Here is a 17,509-nt window from a genome sequence, read left to right on the forward strand (position 1 = left end):
CAGTCGGTGAGCGTTGAGCCGGGGATAGAGGGGAGTACCATGCTCACGGACATCGAGATCGCGAGTCAGGTCACGCCAAAGCCGATCACCGAGATCGCTGCCGACCTCGGCATCCAGCCGGACGAGCTGGAGTTGTACGGTCCCTACAAGGCCAAGATCAGCCTGTCGATCCGGGACCGCCTCAAGGATCGGCCGAACGGCAAATACGTGGTGGTAACCGCCATCACCCCCACCCCGCTCGGCGAGGGGAAGACGACGGTCACCGTTGGGCTGGGCCAGGCGTTCGGCAAGATCGGCACTCGCGCGATCGTGGCGATCCGGCAGCCGTCGCTCGGTCCCGTGTTCGGGATCAAGGGTGGCGCGGCCGGCGGCGGCTACAGCCAGATCATCCCGATGGAGGACTTCAACCTCCACCTGACCGGGGACTTCCACGCCGTAACCGCGGCCCATAACCTGTGCGCGGCCTTCCTCGACAACTCCATCTACCACGGCAACCCGCTCGACATCGACCAGACTGCCGTCCTTTGGCGGCGCGTGATGGACGTGAACGACCGGACCCTGCGAGACATCGTCATCGGCCTCGGGTCGGGCAACGGGATCCCGCGCCAGACCGGCTTCGACATCACGGCGGCTTCAGAGGTCATGGCGGTCCTGGCCCTGGCGACCGACTATCGCGACCTCCGCGAGCGGCTGGGACGGCTCGTCGTCGCGCTCAACCGGAAGAAGGAGCCGGTGACCGCTGAGGACATCGGGGTGGCTGGCGCCATGGCCGCCCTGCTGAAGGACGCCCTCAAGCCGAACCTGCTCCAGACCCTCGAGCACACGCCCGCCATCGTCCATGCCGGCCCCTTCGGCAACATCGCCCACGGCAACTCGTCGGTGCTCGCTGACCTGATCGGTCTCAAGCTCGCCGACGTGGTGGTCACCGAGGCGGGCTTCGGCGCCGACCTCGGCTTCGAGAAGTTCTGCGACATCAAGTGCCGTGTCAGCGGACTCAAGCCCGATGCCGCAGTCCTGGTCGCGACCATCCGCGCCCTGAAGGCGCACAGTGGGCGCTATAAGATCGTGGCCGGCAAGCCGCTCGACCCCGGCCTCGTGACCGAGAACCTCGACGCGCTCCGTGAGGGAATCGGCAACCTCGAAAAGCAGATCGAGAACGTGCGCCGCTTCGGCGTGCCGGTGGTGGTGGCCATCAACCAGTTCCCGACCGACACCCCGGCGGAGATCGAGCTGGTGCGCGAGGTGGCGCTGAAGGCCGGGGCGTTCGATGCCGTGCCCACCCGGGTGCACAGCGAGGGCGGCGAGGGCGGCGCCGACCTGGCTCGCGCGGTACTGCGTGCGACGGAAGAACCCAACTCCTTCCGCCCGCTCTACGAGCTGGACATGCCGCTCACCGACAAGATCGAAATCATCGCGCGCGAGCTCTACGGCGCCGGATCCGTCACCTACCAGCCCGCGGCTGCCCGGGCGCTGCGCACCTTTACCAGCATGGGTTACGACAAGCTCCCGGTGTGCATGGCCAAGACGCACCTGTCCCTCAGCGGCGACCCGAACCTACGCGGGCGGCCTGAGGGCTTCGAGCTGACGGTGCGCGAGGCGCGCCTGTCGGCCGGGGCCGGTTTCATCTACCCCATCATCGGCGAGATGCGGACGATGCCCGGCCTTGGCAGCAAGCCCGGCGGGCTGAACGTCGACATCGACGACGACGGTACGATCCGGGGTCTGTTCTAGGCGACGGCGACCGGGCGCGCGTCAGTCCATATCACGCGCGCCCGGCCAGTCTCTACCGACGAGGGAGAGGATGCGACACAGTGGATGAGACGGCGCGCGCCTTCCTGATCTGGGTGCCGGCAGGCACCTTGATCCCCTTCCTCATCAGCCGCCTCACCGGCGCCGACTGGCGCAGCGCCACGATCGAGGCCGCGCTCTTCGCAGCGCTGGGTCTACTCATCTACCCGACCCTCTTCGCCCTGATCGTCGTCCACATCGTCGGCTACCCCAACGTCGAGGCCCTCTTCCTCGCCGGATTCGCCCTCGCCGCGCTGACGGTCCTTGGCTACCGGCGCAGCATCGGTGGTGGCCGTCCCCGATACTGATCCCGGCTTCCCTCTCCCGCCGCCCCCTACCCGTGTCAGTTCTCCCCTCGTGGCACCGCCATTGCACCCACCCCCCTGTCGGACGGCCCGGCGATCGGCCGGAGCAGCACCACACCAGCGGAAGTGAGCCCAACATGGCACGCAGCGATCGCCCCGCCCTCGTGGGCGTATTCACGGCCCCTGATCAGGCGGAGCGAGCAGTGGCAAACCTGTACGCAGCCGGCTTCGCGACCGACGAAGTTGGCATCATGCGGGGAAGCGACGCCCAGTCTAGCCCATCCCAGCAGACCGAGGCATCGGAAGAAGTTGCCCCCGGCACCATCGCCGGCACGCTGGCCGGACTGGGTATCCCAGACGAGGAAGCGCAGTTCTACGAGGGAGAACTCAAGAGCGGCCGGACCATCGTCACCGTCCAGGGCGACAAGCGCAGCGGCGATGCCCGCCGCATCCTTCGCCGCCACGGCGCCTACGACTGGACCGACCAGGAAACGTCGACACCTGAGGCCGGTGACGACGAGCGAACCATAGAGCTGCGCGAAGAGCGCCTGGTGCCCAGCGCGCAGTGGCGCGAGGCCGGCGAGGTCGTGGTCCGCCGCGTCGTCGAAGAGGTCCCGGCAAGCATCGAACTCGATGCGACCCACGAGGAGATCGACCTCCAGCGAGTTCCCGTGGGCGAGGTCGTCGACGAGCGTCGCGACCCGTGGATGGAGGACGACGTACTGGTCATCCCCGTCTACGAAGAGCAACTCGTCGTCAGCCGGCGGCTCGTCCTCAGAGAGCAACTACGTATCCGGCGACTCCGCGTCACCGAGCACAAGGTCTTTCAGGACACGCTGCGCCAGGAGCGGGTCGTCGTCGAAGACCCAAACCAGACCGGCCAGGTGCACGAGCGCTTCGTCGAGCCGGAGACCGGGATCGAGCAATCGTGACACGCGCACGCCCGCCGAAATCGCAGCCTCCACGAGCATATTTGCCTATTCGATGATAGTTGGCACAGAGCTTGCATCATGCGGCGGTGTCGTGGGCGCTACCCGCGACACTGGAAGCAACCGGTTCGCGCGCGGGCGCGGACGACACGGAGTTCGTATGCCTCCGGCGTCAGCGGTGGCCCATCGGAGGCCGGAGAGTGGTCGGGGAGGTCAACCATGGTACATGGCGACGAGACTCTGGACCCAGGTATGGGCGACATCGGTCACATCCAGCCTAGCCAGCTACAGAGGGGCTGGGATGTGTTTGGCTCCGAAGGCGACAAGATCGGTGACCTCGAAGAGGTACGCGACGAGTACATCATCGTCTCGCGGGGCTTCCTCTTCACGACCGAGCGCTTCATCCCCCTGTGGGCGGTCAGCACCGCCGGCGACGGGAAGGTCTTCCTGAACGTCACCAAGGATGAGATCGAGACCCGCGGCTGGGACAACGCCGAAGCAGTCGCGAGGAGCCGCCCGGCCGGCACCGGCGAGATGCGGGGCCGCGAGACCCGCGCGAGCCAAACCGACGAGATGCTCGGCCGGGAGACGCGAGCCGGCGACACAGGCGAGATGCTCGGCCGCGAAACCCGCACCAGCCCAACGGGCGAAACCGAGGAGCGGATGGAGATCCGCGAGGAAGAGCTCCGTACGCGGAAGCGCGAGGTCGAAGCCGGGGCGGTCGACGTCGAGCGCGAGGTCGTGACCGAGCGCGAGACTCGCGAGGTACCGGTGACTCGGGAAGAGGTGGATGTCGAGTACCGGCCGGTCGATTCGAAGCCCGCGACGCAGGGTGAGCTGAGCGAAGAAGAGATCCACGTGCCGATCCACGAAGAAGAGGTCACGGTCGACAAGGAGACCGTGGTCACTGGCGAGGTCGAAGTCCGGAAGCGTCAGGTTCAGGACACCGAGGAGATTTCCGAGGAGGTCCGCAAGGAGCGTCCACGGATCCGCGGCGAGGGCGATGTCAGCCTCGACGCCGAGGAGTCGCACGAGGAGCACCCGCACTAACGGATCCTCCGCTCTCCGCCGCGATCCTCTCCTCATGCCCTGCCCCATCTGGGGCGGGGCTTTCGTTCTATGACTCTGGCCAACGGCACCTCTACCGCTGGCCGACGAGCACTGCAGCCGCACGCACGGGCGGCTCGGAGGTGCTCCGCCCCTGGGGCTGTGCCCAGAACGCGGCGTACAACGACCCCATCGCCAACCCAAAGACGACCAGCCAGAGCACGCCCGACACACCTGGCCCACCGATGAAGATGATCGGAATCATCCCGTGCAGCGCGATCCCAGCCATAAGCCCGGCTCGCCGCCAGCGTGGCAACCAGAACGCAACTACGAGGAATGCTTCGACCGCGATGGACAGCACCGCGAGCGGCATCAAGGCTCGCCAGTCGAACCAGGTGTCAGGCAGCACGAGCGGTCCGTACTCGCGACGCAGGTAGATCGCCAGCACCCCGCCGGAGACGTAGACCAGGTTCGCACCGTCGGCGCCTCCGTCGAGACCGATCGACATTGGGGGGACTCTACGGCACCCTCCCGATCCTCGACACGGGAGAATCGTCCTGAAGGTGCGACTGGTCGGTCACGCTTGACCACACGATCCCGCCCAGGGCCTAGTCCACCCTCGCAGGCCACAAAAACCCCGCTCCGTCTTGGAGCGGGGCGATTCATCGTGGCTGGGGAGCAGGGATTCGAACCCCAACTGGCTGATCCAGAGTCAGCTGTCCTACCGTTAGACGACTCCCCAATGTTGTCGCCGCCTACGCGGCACAGGAGATTATAGCAGGTGCGGTGCCGTTCTCGCAACTTCACCCGTGTTCGGACGGCTGCGAAGCCTCCTCCCCCTCGACCCAGACGAGTGTGCCGTTTCGCGCCTCGACTAGCGGAAGAGCCGCGAGCGCCGGCTGGTCGAGGAGCGCCCGGTCGGTCGCGGTGATCAGGATCTGGCAGCCGGCTGATCCCAGTACCGCCAGAAGTCGCTCCTGGTGCTCCGGGTCCAGCTCTGAGAGGACATCGTCAAGGAGGAGCACCGGCCGCTCGCCGGTGGAGGCCACGACTTGACGGAGTTCCGCGAGCTTGGTGGCGACGACCGCCAGCCGCTGTTGCCCGCGGGAGCCGTAGGCGCTCAGCTCGTGTCCACCGAGGAGGAAGTGGAGGTCATCCCGGTGTGGGCCGACCAGCGTCACCCCGCGCCGCAGTTCATCCGGCCGCAGGCGGTGGAGGTCCGATTCCAGCGCGCGGGCCACGAACGCCTGAGCGTCCGCCAGGGTGGACTCCACCACGCGCTCGCGCAGCGCATCCGGAAGGGTGACCGTCGTTGAATAGCGCAGACCGAGCCGGTCCTCGGTTCGGGCCAGCGCCCGGAACTCTTCGGCCGCCACGCGATCGACCTCGTGGACATAGCGCAACCGTTGGGCAAGCAGGTACGCCCCGCGCGTCACGATCTCGGCGTCCCAGTACGCCATCTGATCTTCGATGGCGCGCTCGTCCCGCGGACGGCGTCCGCCAAGCTCTTTGAGCAGGCTGTTGCGCTGCTCCAGCAGGCGCCCGTACTGCCCTAGCGCCTGGAGGTAGGTGCTGTCGATCTGGGACAGTGTGATATCGAGGTAGCGGCGCCGCACGGAGGGTGACCCGAGGATCAGGTTCAGGTCGTCCGGGGTGAAGAGCACCACCTTGAGCGCACCGACGGCGTCGATCGCGCGGCGCGGCCGGCCATCCAGCTTTACCCGCTTCCGCAACGCGCCGCCGCGCTCCTCGTCCACGGTCAGAACCACTTCGACGTCGGTCTCGTGGCGGTTGTGCCGGATCCTCGCGGCAACGCGGGCGTAGGGCGGCAGGCCGAGCTCGACGCCACTCTCCCAGTGGATCGTCTCACGCTCGGAACTGGCGCGCGGCGAGCGCATCGTCGCCAGCAGGTAGACTGCTTCCAGCAGGGAAGTCTTGCCCCCGGCGTTCTGGCCGAAGATGCGCAAGCCGGCCGCCGGGAGGTCGACGCTCAACCGGCGGTACGAGCGGAACTCTTCGAGCTGCAGCGTGGTGAGTATCATCCGGCCTCAGGCCGCCGTCTCCAGTCCTCCCGCACCCCTGCCCACGACCGGCCAGCACACTCCGTCGGCAACCCTCGCGGGCACGGCGCGGGTCAGGTGCCGCGTTGATGCGCTACGCAGCACCGTTATTGCGAGCGAGCATCGCTCCCGCCCGGATCGAGGTCAGTGATCCGCGCCGGACCGAGACGGCTATGCAGGCCGGGGAACTCCTTATCTCCCCGGCAGACCAACCTGAAACAGCGGCACCGACGGTACCGTGACCTGGGCGTGAGCCGCGTTCGTCGGAGGGTAGCTGTTACGAGTGATGCGAGCTTCTCGCGACGAGAACAACTCGATTGCCTCCCGCCCCACAGCCAGCCCTCAAACGCCACACACTACCACACCCGGCAAACCCGAGTCTAGCGGCGCTGGATGGACCAGTTGCTCTCTCCCTGGGCGCGTCGGCCGGCCCATTTCCCACCCCCGGAACCGCCACCCGTCTCGACCGTGTTCCTTTGGGTCGTGTGTCTGCTTCTCGTGATCCCGTAGACTAGCGGTGCGCGTTTCTGAGGCACAACAAAGCAACGTTCGACAGATGGATAGGAGATCCGGACGCAATGGACGGGACCGTCCACTGGTTTCGCTCGCTTGAGGTGACGGGATGGGTCGGCCTCGGCCAGGTGTTTGCAAGCCTGGTCCTCGCCGTGATTACCTGGCGATACGTGCGGATGACAAATCGGATGGCCGATGAGATGGCAGCACAGCGTCTCGACGCCATCCGCCCGGTCCTGACGCTGAACCACCTGGCCTGGCGTGCTGATGGGACGGTTCACGGTGTCCTGCGTAACGTCGGCTCGGGTCCGGCCTTTGACATCCGCTGCACGGCGAAGTCGGCCTATGTTGAGTACGACGCGACGCGGGTCGGCTCGCTGGGCGCGATGGACGAGATGCAGATCGACTTCGCGCCGCCGAAACGCTGGGAGGACCTCCCTCAGGACGCCCTGGAGAAGGACCAGTGGTCAGTCACGTTTACCATCACCTACGATGACCTGATCCAGCGCCAGTGGACGACGCGAGTAACATCGACCTTCTTCTTTGAGACCGATTTCGACCAACAGCGGCAGCGCATTCGCGTGGTGGACAAGATCGAGCCTGAACTTCACGTGGTATACGCGAGCACGCCAAAGGACGAGGGCCCGCGTCGACGACAACTCCGCGAGTGGGTGCGTCGGTCATTCCGCGAGTCGTCGAAGGTCTGGAAGGAATGATGCTCGGTACGCGGGACGAGGTGTCGGGACAAAGGGTGGGGATGGGCACCTGCAAGCCGCCACCTGTAGGGTGCCCGGATGCGACATCTCCCCTACCTCGCCCACTTCCGGGCAGTGCACTCCCGCGGAACGCCCTCGCGAGCGCAGATTAGGTGCCGATGACCATGGGCATGATCACGTGGGTGAAGTCGTCGCTCCCCACAGGCTTGAAGACCCCGGCCGCGTTCGGGCTGGTCATCTCCAGCGCGACCTCGTTGCTGCGCATGACTGAGAGTACTTCTGTCAAGTAGCGACCGTTGAACGCGATGTGCGCCTGGGGGCCTTCGACCTGCGCCTCTAGGTGGTCCTCATTGTCGCCCGTCTCGGCCGCCTGCGCCGAGATGGTCGCAAAGCCCGGATCCAACTCGCCGTCACCCGGGTTCATCTGGATGCGCACGACGTCGTTGTTCGACTGAGCGAAGAGCTTGGCCCGTCGCGCCGCGGCCAGGAACTCGTCGCGACTGACGACCATCCGGGTGCCGTAGGTCTGCGGGATGATGTGGCGCACGTCAGGGAAGTGGCCGTCGATCAGCCGGCTGAGGAACTCGATCGAGCCCGCCCGCACCAGGAGCTGGCTTCGGTTGGGCGTGACCGCCAAGTCGATCGGCTCTTCCAGGTCACCGATAATGCGCGCGAGCTCTTGCAGCGCTCGCGCCGGCACCACAATCGAGAGCGACTCTCGACTCGGCTCGACCAGGTCACAGCGTCGGACCGAGAGTCGGAATCCGTCGGCAGCGGCCAGGGTGAGCGACGCGCCCTCGAACTCAGCGAGCACGCCGGCCAGCACGGGTCGGCTGTCGTCGGTGGCCGCGGCGAAGGCCACCTGGCCGATCGCCTCGCGGAATTCCGCGGGATCAATACGGGCGGTGGGCTCGGTATCACCGATGGACGCAAGGGTCGGGAAGTCCTCGGCGCCGATTCCCTTGATATGAGCCTTTGAGCGGGCGCAGGAAACCGCGACCGACAGCGTGCGGCGGTCGAGTTCGATCGACACCGAATCGTTGGGGAGGCTGGCCACAAACTCAGTCAACAGATCGGAGCGGACGGTGATGGTCCCCTCCTCCTCGACCGTGGCGTCGGCCCATGCCGTGATCGCGATCTCCAGGTTCGTGGCAGCGAGCTTCAGGCGTCCTCCCTCGGCGGAGAGGAGCACGTTGCCAAGCACCGGCAGCGTCGACTTGCGAGAGACCGCGCGCGAGACGTAGCCGAGAGCGCGCTGGAGGTCTTCTTGCTGGCAGGACAGCCGCACAGGCCCACCCCTTCTGTGTCCGTACACCACCCGTAGCGCACGCATTATAGCATACGCTCGCCCCGTCCGCTGCTTGACATCCGGGCACCGACCCGGTATCATGGTTTAGAACAAAAGTTCTGGAATGGCCGCCGCGCATTGGAGGACATGGCAATGGCCGAGAAGACCGCGTTCGACCCGAGCAAGTACATCACCAAGGTCGGCGGCGGGGACTACCTCGAGGTGAAGTGGCGCCTCGTCTGGTTCCGCACCGAGCACCCGGATGGGCAGATCGAGACCGAGCTGGTCAGCCACGAGGGCGACATGGCCGTCTTCCGCGCTCGGGTCACGATCCCGGGCGGTGGGTCTGCCACCGGGTGGGGCAGCGAGGCCGCTGACGACTTCCGTGACTACCTGGAGAAGGCGGAGACGAAGGCGCTCGGCCGGGCGCTCGCGGCGTTGGGCTACGGCACGCAGTTCTGCCCGGACTTTGAGTTTGGCGCGGACGCCAGCCGCATCGTCGACTCCCCCATCGACCTGGAGCGGACGCGCGAGCGCCGTCAGCAGCGGGGCGAGGCGGCAACGCCGAGTCCGGCCACACCGCGGCAGATCAAGTTCCTCCACGCCATCGCCCGCGAGGTGGGGCTGAGCGAGGAGGAACTGGAAGCCGAGGCCATGGAAGCCTTCGGCAGCGGCGTCGACGGACTGTCCCGCCGTGATGCATCAGCCCTGATCGAGCGCTTCCAGCAGCGGCGGGCGGGCTAAGCCCCGCTCGCCTGACCGGTCGACTGTGCCAGGGAGGAACACAGAACCATGGTAGCAGCACCCTCGACAGCCATGACGGCCCGCGACGCGGTGACGGACCTCGAAGATCTGAAGCAGCGGCGCAGCGCGCTCCAGCTCCGGCTGGAGGATGGCTACCAGCGGATCGAGCAGGCCCTGAAGGATGGCAAGGACGTCACCCGTTGGGAAGATTTCTGGGTCCAGCTCCTCGACGAGTACGTCCGCATCTGCGACACCATCCGCGAACTCGAATAGCCCGGAACCTCCCTCTTCCATCCCTCCTCCCCACCCGGTACCCGGGGCGGTTTGGCCGAGCCGCCCCGGGTACATCGTCTCCGGCAGCCCCCCGACGCTTGACCCCGGTCGCACCGCGGTGCTACCGTGCCGCGGCGATGACGGAGGGAATGCAACCGGGGGCGAACTGATGGGCAACGAGCAGACCTACGACCTCGCCGCCGTGCGGGCGGCGCTGCCGATCCTGCGGGAGGTGACCTATCTCAATACGGGCACCGTCGGCCTGATGCCGGAGCCGGTGCTGGAGCGGCACCTGGCCGCGCAGGCCGCGTACGAGCGAGGCGGCCATGTGGCCCAGGAAGCAGCGCGCGACGCCTACGAGCGCGCCCGTGCGGCGTTCGCCGCCCTCATCAACGCCCGCCATCCCGACGAGATCGCGCTCACGCGCAACGCGACGGACGGGGTCGCCATCCTGGCGGCGGGGCTCCGGCTCACGCCGGAGGACATCGTCTTGACCACCACCCAAGAGCACCCGGCGGTGCTGCTGCCGTGGGCCGCGGCCGAGCGGCGTGGCGGCGCGCGGCTGCGGCTCTTTCCGATCTCCGCTGACCCGGACGAGACGCTCGCCGCCTTCGAGCGCGCGCTCACTCCCGCCACCCGCCTGGTAGTCGTGAGTCACGTCTCCTGTGAGACGGGCATCCGCCTGCCGGTCGCGGAGATCTGCCGCCGCTGCCGGGAACGCGGCATCCTGACGCTCGTCGACGGCGCGCAGTCGCTCGGGCAGTTCCCGGTCGATGTGCAGGCGATCGGCTGCGACGCCCTGACCGGCAATGGCCACAAGTGGCTCGGCGGGCCGAAGGGAACCGGCTTCCTCTACCTGCGCCGTGAGCTCATCGCCCAGGTCGAGCCCATGCTGGTCGGCGACGGCTCAATCCAGCCGGACTTCGACCGCGTCGCGCTCGGAGATCGCCCCGCCGAGGCAGCCTGGGACTACGCCCCCACCGCGCGTCGCTTCGAGTACGGCACGCGGAACTGGCACACGTTCGCCGCCCTGCCCGACGCCATCAACTACCTCGCGGACCTGGGCTGGGGCGCCATCGAGCGCCACTGCGCGGCGACGAGCACCGCGCTCAAGGAACAACTCGCCACCCTGCCCGGCATCACGCTCCACACGCCCACGTCATGGGACCAGAGCAGCGGGCTGGTGACCTTCTCATACGACGGCTGGACCGGCGAGGAGCTGAGCCGGCGACTGTGGGATGAATACCGCATCATCCAGCGCCGCGTGCAGGTTCCCAGCGCCGTGCGCGTCTCCTGCGCTTACTTCACCACCGACGAGGACATCACCCGGCTCATGGCCGCACTCCACGAGTTACGCGTCTGACCCGGCCCAATCCCCCTCTCCCACAAGGGGAGAGGGGGTCAGGGGGTGAGGGGGAGACACGCTACTGCGCCAGCAACTCCTTGATCGCGTCATCGATGAACTTCGTGTCGACCGGGTTGATCCCACCGCCCGCGAAGTGGCCATAGTTCGACCGGATCGGTCGAAACTCGGCGTTCGGGATACGCTTGGCCTCGTACTCGCCATCCTCCGGCGTGAAGTAGAGGTCCTTCTCGCCCGGCAGAATCATCGCGCGCGCCTTGATCGACCCGAGCGCGCGGTCGAAGTCGCCGTTGTACGTGGGGTTCGCCGAGATATCGCCGTGCTGCCACGTCCAGGCCATCGCCAGCAGGTTGTTCGCGTCCTTCCGCAGGAAAAATCCCTCCCAGAAGCCGACCAGAAAGTCTTCCAACGAGGCGTAACCCAACTCGCGCCACGTTTCCTCGCGGTAGAACATCTGGGAGAGGCCCCAGCCGGCATACACGCGCCCCACCGCGCGCAGCCCCTTCCAGGGCTGTTCCGTGTACCACCCGTTCTTCCACGCCGCGTCGGTGCGGATAGCTGCCTTGACCGCTTCCAGGAACACGTAGTTGTGCGGCCAGGTCTTGGCCGTGCCGCAGAAGGGAGCGATCCGCTCGACCATGTCGGGGAAGGTCGCTGCCCATTGGAACGTCTGCTGCGCGCCCATCGACCAGCCGGTGACGAGCGCCAGGCGGGTGATACCGAACCGCTCAGTGACCAGACGGTGCTGCGCCAGGACGTTGTCGTAGACCGTGACGTTGGGGAAGCGCGCGCGGTCGTACGGCGGGGGCGTGTTGCTCGGCGACGACGACAGCCCGTTGCCGAACATGTTGGGGATGATGATGAAGTAGCGGGTCGGATCGAGCGCCATCCCCTCGCCGATCAGCCACAGATTGTCCGTGTGCTGCCCGGAATACCAGGTGGGGTAGAGAATCGCGTTGCTCTTGTCCGCGTTGAGCGTGCCGAGGGTAACGTAGGCCAGGCGTGCATCCGGGATTCGCATGCCGGACTGCAGGACGAAATCGCCCAGCTCAAAGACGTCGTAGTCCATGAGGGCACCCCTTCCTGCGACGTTGGGACATTGGATATGGGCACGAATGCCCCAACGTCAGCAAGGCGGGTGCCGCGACGCGTTGCGTCAGCGGATGAGGTCCATCCAGGGCTCACGCGGTCCGCGCTCGTAACCGATGCGTAGCGGGATGCGCGTGACCAGTTCGTCGTCCAGGTACACCTCAAACCAGTAGACGCCGGTCTGGTCGATGTCGAGCGAGAGATCCGACACGATGGTCGCCCGCTGGTCGCCACCCCCCAGAGTGATCCGCTGGCTGACCGGCGGCAGCCGCTCGCCGTTCGGCTGCTCCGCGACGACCGTGACCGTCCGGTCACCGACGGCATCCCCGGAGACGAACATCACGACCAGGTTCGCGTCGAGGCGGAATGGCGGCATCTGCTCCGGTGCATTCGGGTCGTCCGACCCGGCGACCAGATGCTCCAGGAGGTTGATCAGGCTGAACGAACCGTATTGATCCTGCTGCGCTCGCTGGCAGATCGCGGCCACCAGCAGATGCGGCCCGCGCCCCGTCTCCATCGTCACCGTTGGCCACCCTCCACCCGGCTCGCCCGCGACCCGGCGCTACTTCTCGACGATTTCGACCGACTCGATGTAGATCGGCTCGACCGGAGCCGACTGCTCGCCCATCCGCGGGTTGTACGTCTTCTCGACGGCAGCGATCGCGTCTACAACGTCCATCCCCTGAGTGACCTCACCGAAGATGGTGTAGTCCTTGGGCAGGCGCCCGCGAAGGTCGGCCTGGACGATGAAGAACTGGCTGCCGTTGGTGTTGGGCCCGTGATTGGCCATAGCCACGGTTCCCGGCGTGTAGTCACGGGTGAACGGCTCGTCGTCGAACTCGTAGCCGGGTCCGCCGGCACCGGTGCCGGTGGGATCACCGGTCTGAATCATGAAGCCCTCGATCACCCGGTGGAAGGTCACGCCGTTGTAGAAGCCCTCTCGGGCCAGGAAGACGAAGCTGTTGACCGTCTGGGGCGTCTCCTGCTCAAACAGGTCGATGACGATGTCGCCCTTGCTCGTGTGCAGCGTTGCCTGGTAGTCCACGCCCTCCTTGAGCTGCATCGGCGGTGGAGACGACCACTGCTTTGGTCCATTGGCATCCATGATAGATCCTTCCTCCGCTCCGGCTGTGGCGACCGGCGTCGCCGTGGGCTCCAGGGTGGGTGTCGATGTCGTGGACTCCCCACCGCAGGCCACCAAGACCAGAACGGCTAACACGATCACGAAGAGTCGCCGCATCCTCGCTCGCAACCCGATTCTCACGCCTGTTGACGGCGCATTGCCTCCAACCCGCGCCGCAGCGAACGCGGGCGTGCCCGCGTGGGCACGCCCGCCATTCTACTCAACCGGAGCCGACGATCAGCCGACTCGCGGCCCGGCCTCGCGCACCTCGGCCGAAACAAGGCCCGCGAACGGCTCGAAGTTCCGCTGGAACATCTCAGCCAGCCGGCGCGCCTGATGGTCATAGGCCTCGGGATCCTTCCAGGCGCTCCGCGGCTGCAATATCTCAGACGGGACACCCGGACACCGCTCCGGAACGTGCACCCCGAAGACAGGATCGGGCGTCGTCGGTACCCCCGCCAGCCCGCCGTCCAGTGCCGCAGCGATCATGGCGCGGGTGTAGGCGATGGGCATTCGGTCGCTAACCCCCGCTGGTCCACCCGACCAACCGGTGTTGACCAGCCAGACGTTCGTCTTGTGCTTGGTCACCAGCTCGCCCAGCAGATCGGCATAGACCCGCGGCGGCAGGGTCAGGAACGGCGCGCCGAAGCAGGCGCTGAAGGTCGCCTGCGGCTCGGTCAGCCCGACCTCGGTCCCGGCCACCTTGGCGGTGTATCCCGCCAGGAAGTGGTACATCGCCTGCGCCGAGGTGAGCTTCGCGATCGGCGGAAGCACCCCGAACGCATCAGCGGTCAGGAGGAAGATGTTGTGCGGGTGGTCGCCGGTACCGGTCTTGGTCGAGTTCGGGATGTGGCTGAGGGGGTAGGCTGCGCGGGTGTTCTCCGTGATGCTGTCGTCGTTGAGGTCGAGGCGCCTGGTCTCGGGGTTGTAGACCACGTTCTCCAGCACGGTGCCGAAGCGCCTGGTGGTCTGATAGATCTCCGGCTCCGACTCGGGCGAGAGGCGGATCACCTTGGCGTAGCAGCCGCCCTCGAAGTTGAAGATGCCACGGTCGCTCCACCCGTGCTCGTCGTCGCCGATCAACTGGCGGTCGGGGTCGGTCGAGAGCGTCGTCTTCCCGGTCCCGGACAGGCCGAAGAAGAGCGCGGTGTCGCCGCTGCGGCCGACATTGGCCGAGCAGTGCATCGAGAGCACGCCCTGCAGCGGCAGCAGGTAGTGCATCACGCTGAAGATCGACTTCTTGATCTCACCCGCGTACTCAGTGCCGCCGATGAGGACCATGCGCTTCGCGAAGTTGATGATGATGAACGCGTCGGAGCGCGTCCCATCCCGCTCAGGGTCGGCGTGGAAGTGCGGCACCGAGATGACGGTGAAGTCCGGCTCCTCCAGGGGCGGAGCGTCGCTCGGACGCTGAATGAAGAGGTTGCGGACGAAGAGGCTGTGCCAGGCAAGCTCGGTGATGACCCGTACCCCGAGGCGGTACGTCGGGTCGGCGCCGACGTAGCAGTCCTGCACGAAGACTTCCTTGCCGCGCAGGTACTCCGCCACGCGGCGGTGGAGCTGGTCGAACTTGTCGGGGTCGAATGGCTGGTTGCCGTCCCACCAGATGTTCTGCTCCGAGGACGGCTCCTTGACGATGAACTTGTCCTTTGGCGTGCGGCCGGTGAAGCGCCCGGTTCGAACCGCCAGGGGCCCAAGGTGGACGATGGCCCCCTCACCGCGTCGGATCGCATGCTCGTAGAGAGCAGGAGTCACCGGGTTCCAGTGGATCGGCCCGGCACCCACGATGCCGTGCCTCTCCAGATTGTGAGTCACCGCCTCACGCTCAGTCGTTTGCATAGGACCTCCCGCTGATCTCGCCGTCGTCCTCAGCGGCTGGCCGGCACCAGCACCGCCGGAGGGTGTCGGGGCTATTGCGAGGCATGATTGTGGAACGGCCAACCGCCACAGCCGGTCCGCAGCATCTGTGCCGTGAGCCGCGCAACCTCCAACGATGCTACACCGCCTCACTGAAAGGCACAAGTCACCAGATCTTCACGCAGTTCGTCGGTGTGCCGCGCGACGGATTAGAGAATTAACATTGCGTCACCGAAGCTGAAGAACCGGTAACGCGTCCGCACCGCTTCCTCATACGCGCGCAGGATCAGCTCGCGCCCAGCAAATGCGCTTACGAGCAGGAGCAACGTGGATCGCGGCAGGTGGAAGTTGGTCACGAGCGCGTCCACCACCTGGAACTGATGCCCCGGTACGATGAACAGGTCGGTCCAACCGCTGAGGTCATCGTCGGCATCCAGATCTGGGGCGATCGACTCCAGCGTCCGGCACGCCGTGGTCCCGACCGCCACCACGCGCCGACCGGCAGCACGCGTCTCGCGGATGGCCGCCAGGGTGTCTGCCGGCACGTGGTACCACTCCTGGTGCATCCGGTGCTGGCGAGCATCTTCGACCTTCACCGGCAGGAAGGTGCCCAGGCCGACGTGCAGCGTGATCGTCGCCCGGCGGATGCCTGCCGCATCCAGTTCGGCCAGCAGTCGCGGCGTAAAGTGCAGCCCGGCTGTCGGCGCCGCCGCCGAGCCGACCTCGGTTGCGAAGACGGTCTGATAGCGCTCAGGGTCCTCAAGCCGGGCGCGGATGTAGGGCGGCAGGGGCATCTCTCCAAACTCATCGAGCCGAGCCTCGACCTCCGACGGCAGCCGAACGGCCAGCAGGCCCTCCCCGCGTCGCGCGACAACTTCCGCCGGCTCCACGGCCTCGCGTCCTCCCTGGTCGCGAAGGTGAACGAACGTCCCCGGCCGCAGCCGCCGCGCCGGGCGCCCCATCGCCTCCCAGCATCCATCCTCCAGTCGCCGGAGCAGCAATAGTTCGACCTGCCCGCCGGTCGGCCGCCGCCCGTGCAGCCGTGCAGGCATGACGCGAGTGTCGTTGACGATCAGCAGGTCGCCCGGACTGAGCAGACTGGGGAGATCCCGGAACCGGCGGTGGGCGATCGTCTCGCTCGCGCGGTCGACCACCATGAGCCGCGACGCATCGCGCGGCTCCACCGGGTGCTGCGCGATCAGCTCCGGCGGCAGGTCATAGTCGTAGTCCGCCATCCAAAGCGGGGCGGAGGATTGTTCAGGCTGAGGGCTCGTCATCAGCTAGGAGGCATCAGGGTCAAAGAGAGAGGCCTGCTGCGGGCTCTCGGGCCGCTCGACGTATGGGAGATCCAGGTGCTCATAGGCACGACGTGTGGCAACCCGACCGCGCGGCGTGCGCTGGAGAAACCCGAGCTGGATCAGGTACGGCTCGTACACATCCTCGATCGTGTCGGCCTCCTCACTCGTCGCCGCAGCCAGCGTCTCGACGCCGACCGGTCCGCCATCGAACTTCTCAACGATAGTCCGGAGGATGACCCGGTCCACGTCGTCCAGCCCGAGATGGTCAACCTCCAGCATCTCCAGTGCTGCCCGGGCCACGTCGGCGGTAATGACACCGTCCGCCCGCACCTGCGCGTAGTCGCGCACTCGCCGCAGCAGCCGGTTGGCGATGCGCGGCGTTCCGCGCGCTCGCGCCGCGATCTCCCGGGCGCCGTCCTCATCGATCGCGACGCCGAGGATGCGCGCCGCGCGCGTCACGATCTTCTGCATCGCCTCAAGGCTGTAGAACTCGAGGCGATAGGTGGACCCGAAGCGGTCGCGCAGCGGCGAGGTGAGCAGCGCCAGCCGGGTCGTCGCGCCGACCAGCGTGAAGGGCGGCAGGTTGAGCCGCATCGAGCGGGCGGCCGGCCCCTTCCCGAGCACGATGTCGACCGCGAAGTCCTCCATCGCCGGGTAGAGGACCTCCTCCACTACCCGGTTGAGCCGGTGGATCTCGTCGATGAAGAGGACATCGCCGGGCTTGAGGTTCGTCAGGATCGACACGAGGTCGCCCGCGCGCTCGATCGCCGGACCGGAAGTGATCCGCAGGTTCACGCCCATCTCTGCCGCGACAATCGACGCCAGCGTGGTCTTGCCCAGCCCTGGCGGGCCGTAGAGCAGCAGGTGATCGAGGCACTCACCCCGGGCCTGCGCGGCCTGGATCGAGATCAGGAGGCCTTCCTTGACCTTCTCCTGCCCGATGTACTCCGCCAGCCGCCGCGGGCGCAGGCTCGCTTCCAGGGGTTCGTCCTCGTCTCGGATCTTTCCCGACACCACGCGCGTGCTCATCGTCGCCCCTCGTGTGTCCGTCGGCACCGCTGCCGGGAAGTATATCACGCCCTCCCGAACATCTGTGCTATTTCTTGACCGTTAGCG

The 17,509-nt window shown here is 66.9% G+C and carries 17 protein-coding genes and 1 tRNA gene; 8 read left to right on the forward strand and 10 right to left on the reverse strand.

Annotation, left to right across the window (positions count from 1 at the left end; genetic code table 11):
* The first annotated feature begins 39 nt into the window (after positions 1 to 39).
* From STHE_RS06570 to STHE_RS17885, 4 genes are all read left to right on the forward strand, one after another.
* Positions 40 to 1,731: a formate--tetrahydrofolate ligase gene (locus STHE_RS06570; protein WP_012871787.1), complete on the forward strand. Its 1,692-nt coding sequence runs from the start codon at positions 40 to 42 to the stop codon at positions 1,729 to 1,731.
* Positions 1,732 to 1,811: 80 nt separating this feature from the next.
* Positions 1,812 to 2,096, forward strand: coding sequence for a hypothetical protein (locus tag STHE_RS06575; RefSeq protein ID WP_012871788.1), 285 nt, complete (start codon positions 1,812 to 1,814; stop codon positions 2,094 to 2,096).
* A gap of 200 nt (positions 2,097 to 2,296) precedes the next feature.
* Positions 2,297 to 3,025, forward strand: a complete 729-nt coding sequence (locus STHE_RS17880; protein WP_169308182.1) for a YsnF/AvaK domain-containing protein — start codon at positions 2,297 to 2,299, stop codon at positions 3,023 to 3,025.
* A gap of 216 nt (positions 3,026 to 3,241) precedes the next feature.
* Positions 3,242 to 4,072 carry a YsnF/AvaK domain-containing protein gene (locus STHE_RS17885; protein ID WP_012871790.1) on the forward strand — a complete coding sequence of 277 codons (831 nt, stop codon included), beginning with the start codon at positions 3,242 to 3,244 and terminating at the stop codon, positions 4,070 to 4,072.
* A gap of 91 nt (positions 4,073 to 4,163) precedes the next feature.
* Here the strand turns inward: STHE_RS17885 and STHE_RS06590 are convergent, their stop codons facing one another.
* The 3 genes from STHE_RS06590 to recF all read right to left on the reverse strand — a co-directional run bounded on the left by STHE_RS06590 (position 4,164) and on the right by recF (position 6,111).
* Positions 4,164 to 4,577 carry a hypothetical protein gene (locus STHE_RS06590; RefSeq protein WP_012871791.1) on the reverse strand — a complete coding sequence of 138 codons (414 nt, stop codon included), beginning with the start codon at positions 4,575 to 4,577 and terminating at the stop codon, positions 4,164 to 4,166.
* A 160-nt stretch (positions 4,578 to 4,737) separates the two neighbouring features.
* Positions 4,738 to 4,811: transfer RNA gene (locus tag STHE_RS06595), tRNA-Gln, on the reverse strand.
* Between the two features lie 61 nt (positions 4,812 to 4,872).
* Positions 4,873 to 6,111, reverse strand: a complete 1,239-nt coding sequence (recF, locus tag STHE_RS06600) for a DNA replication/repair protein RecF (RefSeq protein ID WP_012871792.1) — start codon at positions 6,109 to 6,111, stop codon at positions 4,873 to 4,875.
* Between the two features lie 596 nt (positions 6,112 to 6,707).
* On the opposite strand from recF, the gene STHE_RS06605 reads away from it, so the two are divergent.
* Positions 6,708 to 7,358, forward strand: coding sequence for a hypothetical protein (locus tag STHE_RS06605; RefSeq protein WP_012871793.1), 651 nt, complete (start codon positions 6,708 to 6,710; stop codon positions 7,356 to 7,358).
* Between the two features lie 148 nt (positions 7,359 to 7,506).
* On the opposite strand, the gene dnaN is transcribed toward STHE_RS06605, so the two are convergent.
* A complete protein-coding gene (gene dnaN / locus STHE_RS06610; protein ID WP_012871794.1) occupies positions 7,507 to 8,646 on the reverse strand; it encodes a DNA polymerase III subunit beta in 1,140 nt (379 codons plus the stop codon).
* 153 nt (positions 8,647 to 8,799) lie between these two features.
* Between dnaN and STHE_RS06615 the strand changes: the two genes are divergently transcribed.
* The 3 genes from STHE_RS06615 (at position 8,800) to STHE_RS06625 (ending at position 11,026) form a co-directional block, all read left to right on the forward strand.
* Positions 8,800 to 9,390 (forward strand): hypothetical protein, encoded by a 591-nt coding sequence (locus tag STHE_RS06615; RefSeq protein WP_012871795.1) that lies wholly within the window; start codon positions 8,800 to 8,802, stop codon positions 9,388 to 9,390.
* 48 nt (positions 9,391 to 9,438) lie between these two features.
* Positions 9,439 to 9,663 (forward strand): hypothetical protein, encoded by a 225-nt coding sequence (locus tag STHE_RS06620; RefSeq protein WP_012871796.1) that lies wholly within the window; start codon positions 9,439 to 9,441, stop codon positions 9,661 to 9,663.
* Between the two features lie 169 nt (positions 9,664 to 9,832).
* Positions 9,833 to 11,026 carry an aminotransferase class V-fold PLP-dependent enzyme gene (locus tag STHE_RS06625; protein ID WP_012871797.1) on the forward strand — a complete coding sequence of 398 codons (1,194 nt, stop codon included), beginning with the start codon at positions 9,833 to 9,835 and terminating at the stop codon, positions 11,024 to 11,026.
* Positions 11,027 to 11,087: 61 nt separating this feature from the next.
* Here the strand turns inward: STHE_RS06625 and STHE_RS06630 are convergent, their stop codons facing one another.
* The 6 genes from STHE_RS06630 to ruvB form a co-directional block, all read right to left on the reverse strand.
* Complete coding sequence (locus tag STHE_RS06630) at positions 11,088 to 12,095, reverse strand: alpha/beta fold hydrolase (protein WP_012871798.1); 1,008 nt, start codon at positions 12,093 to 12,095, stop codon at positions 11,088 to 11,090.
* 87 nt (positions 12,096 to 12,182) lie between these two features.
* Positions 12,183 to 12,632, reverse strand: coding sequence for a DUF6941 family protein (locus STHE_RS06635; RefSeq protein WP_425376002.1), 450 nt, complete (start codon positions 12,630 to 12,632; stop codon positions 12,183 to 12,185).
* 45 nt (positions 12,633 to 12,677) lie between these two features.
* Positions 12,678 to 13,220 (reverse strand): peptidylprolyl isomerase, encoded by a 543-nt coding sequence (locus tag STHE_RS06640; protein ID WP_012871800.1) that lies wholly within the window; start codon positions 13,218 to 13,220, stop codon positions 12,678 to 12,680.
* A 255-nt stretch (positions 13,221 to 13,475) separates the two neighbouring features.
* Entirely contained in the window at positions 13,476 to 15,077 is a 1,602-nt protein-coding gene (gene pckA / locus STHE_RS06645; protein ID WP_012871801.1) for a phosphoenolpyruvate carboxykinase (ATP), read from the reverse strand.
* 227 nt (positions 15,078 to 15,304) lie between these two features.
* Complete coding sequence (gene queA, locus STHE_RS06650) at positions 15,305 to 16,330, reverse strand: tRNA preQ1(34) S-adenosylmethionine ribosyltransferase-isomerase QueA (protein ID WP_012871802.1); 1,026 nt, start codon at positions 16,328 to 16,330, stop codon at positions 15,305 to 15,307.
* A gap of 45 nt (positions 16,331 to 16,375) precedes the next feature.
* On the reverse strand, positions 16,376 to 17,422 hold the full coding sequence (ruvB, locus tag STHE_RS06655) for a Holliday junction branch migration DNA helicase RuvB (RefSeq protein WP_012871803.1): 1,047 nt from the start codon (positions 17,420 to 17,422) through the stop codon (positions 16,376 to 16,378).
* Between the last annotated feature and the right edge of the window lie 87 nt (positions 17,423 to 17,509).

The sequence above is a fragment of the Sphaerobacter thermophilus DSM 20745 genome (genome assembly GCF_000024985.1).
GTDB classification, from domain to species: domain Bacteria; phylum Chloroflexota; class Chloroflexia; order Thermomicrobiales; family Thermomicrobiaceae; genus Sphaerobacter; species Sphaerobacter thermophilus.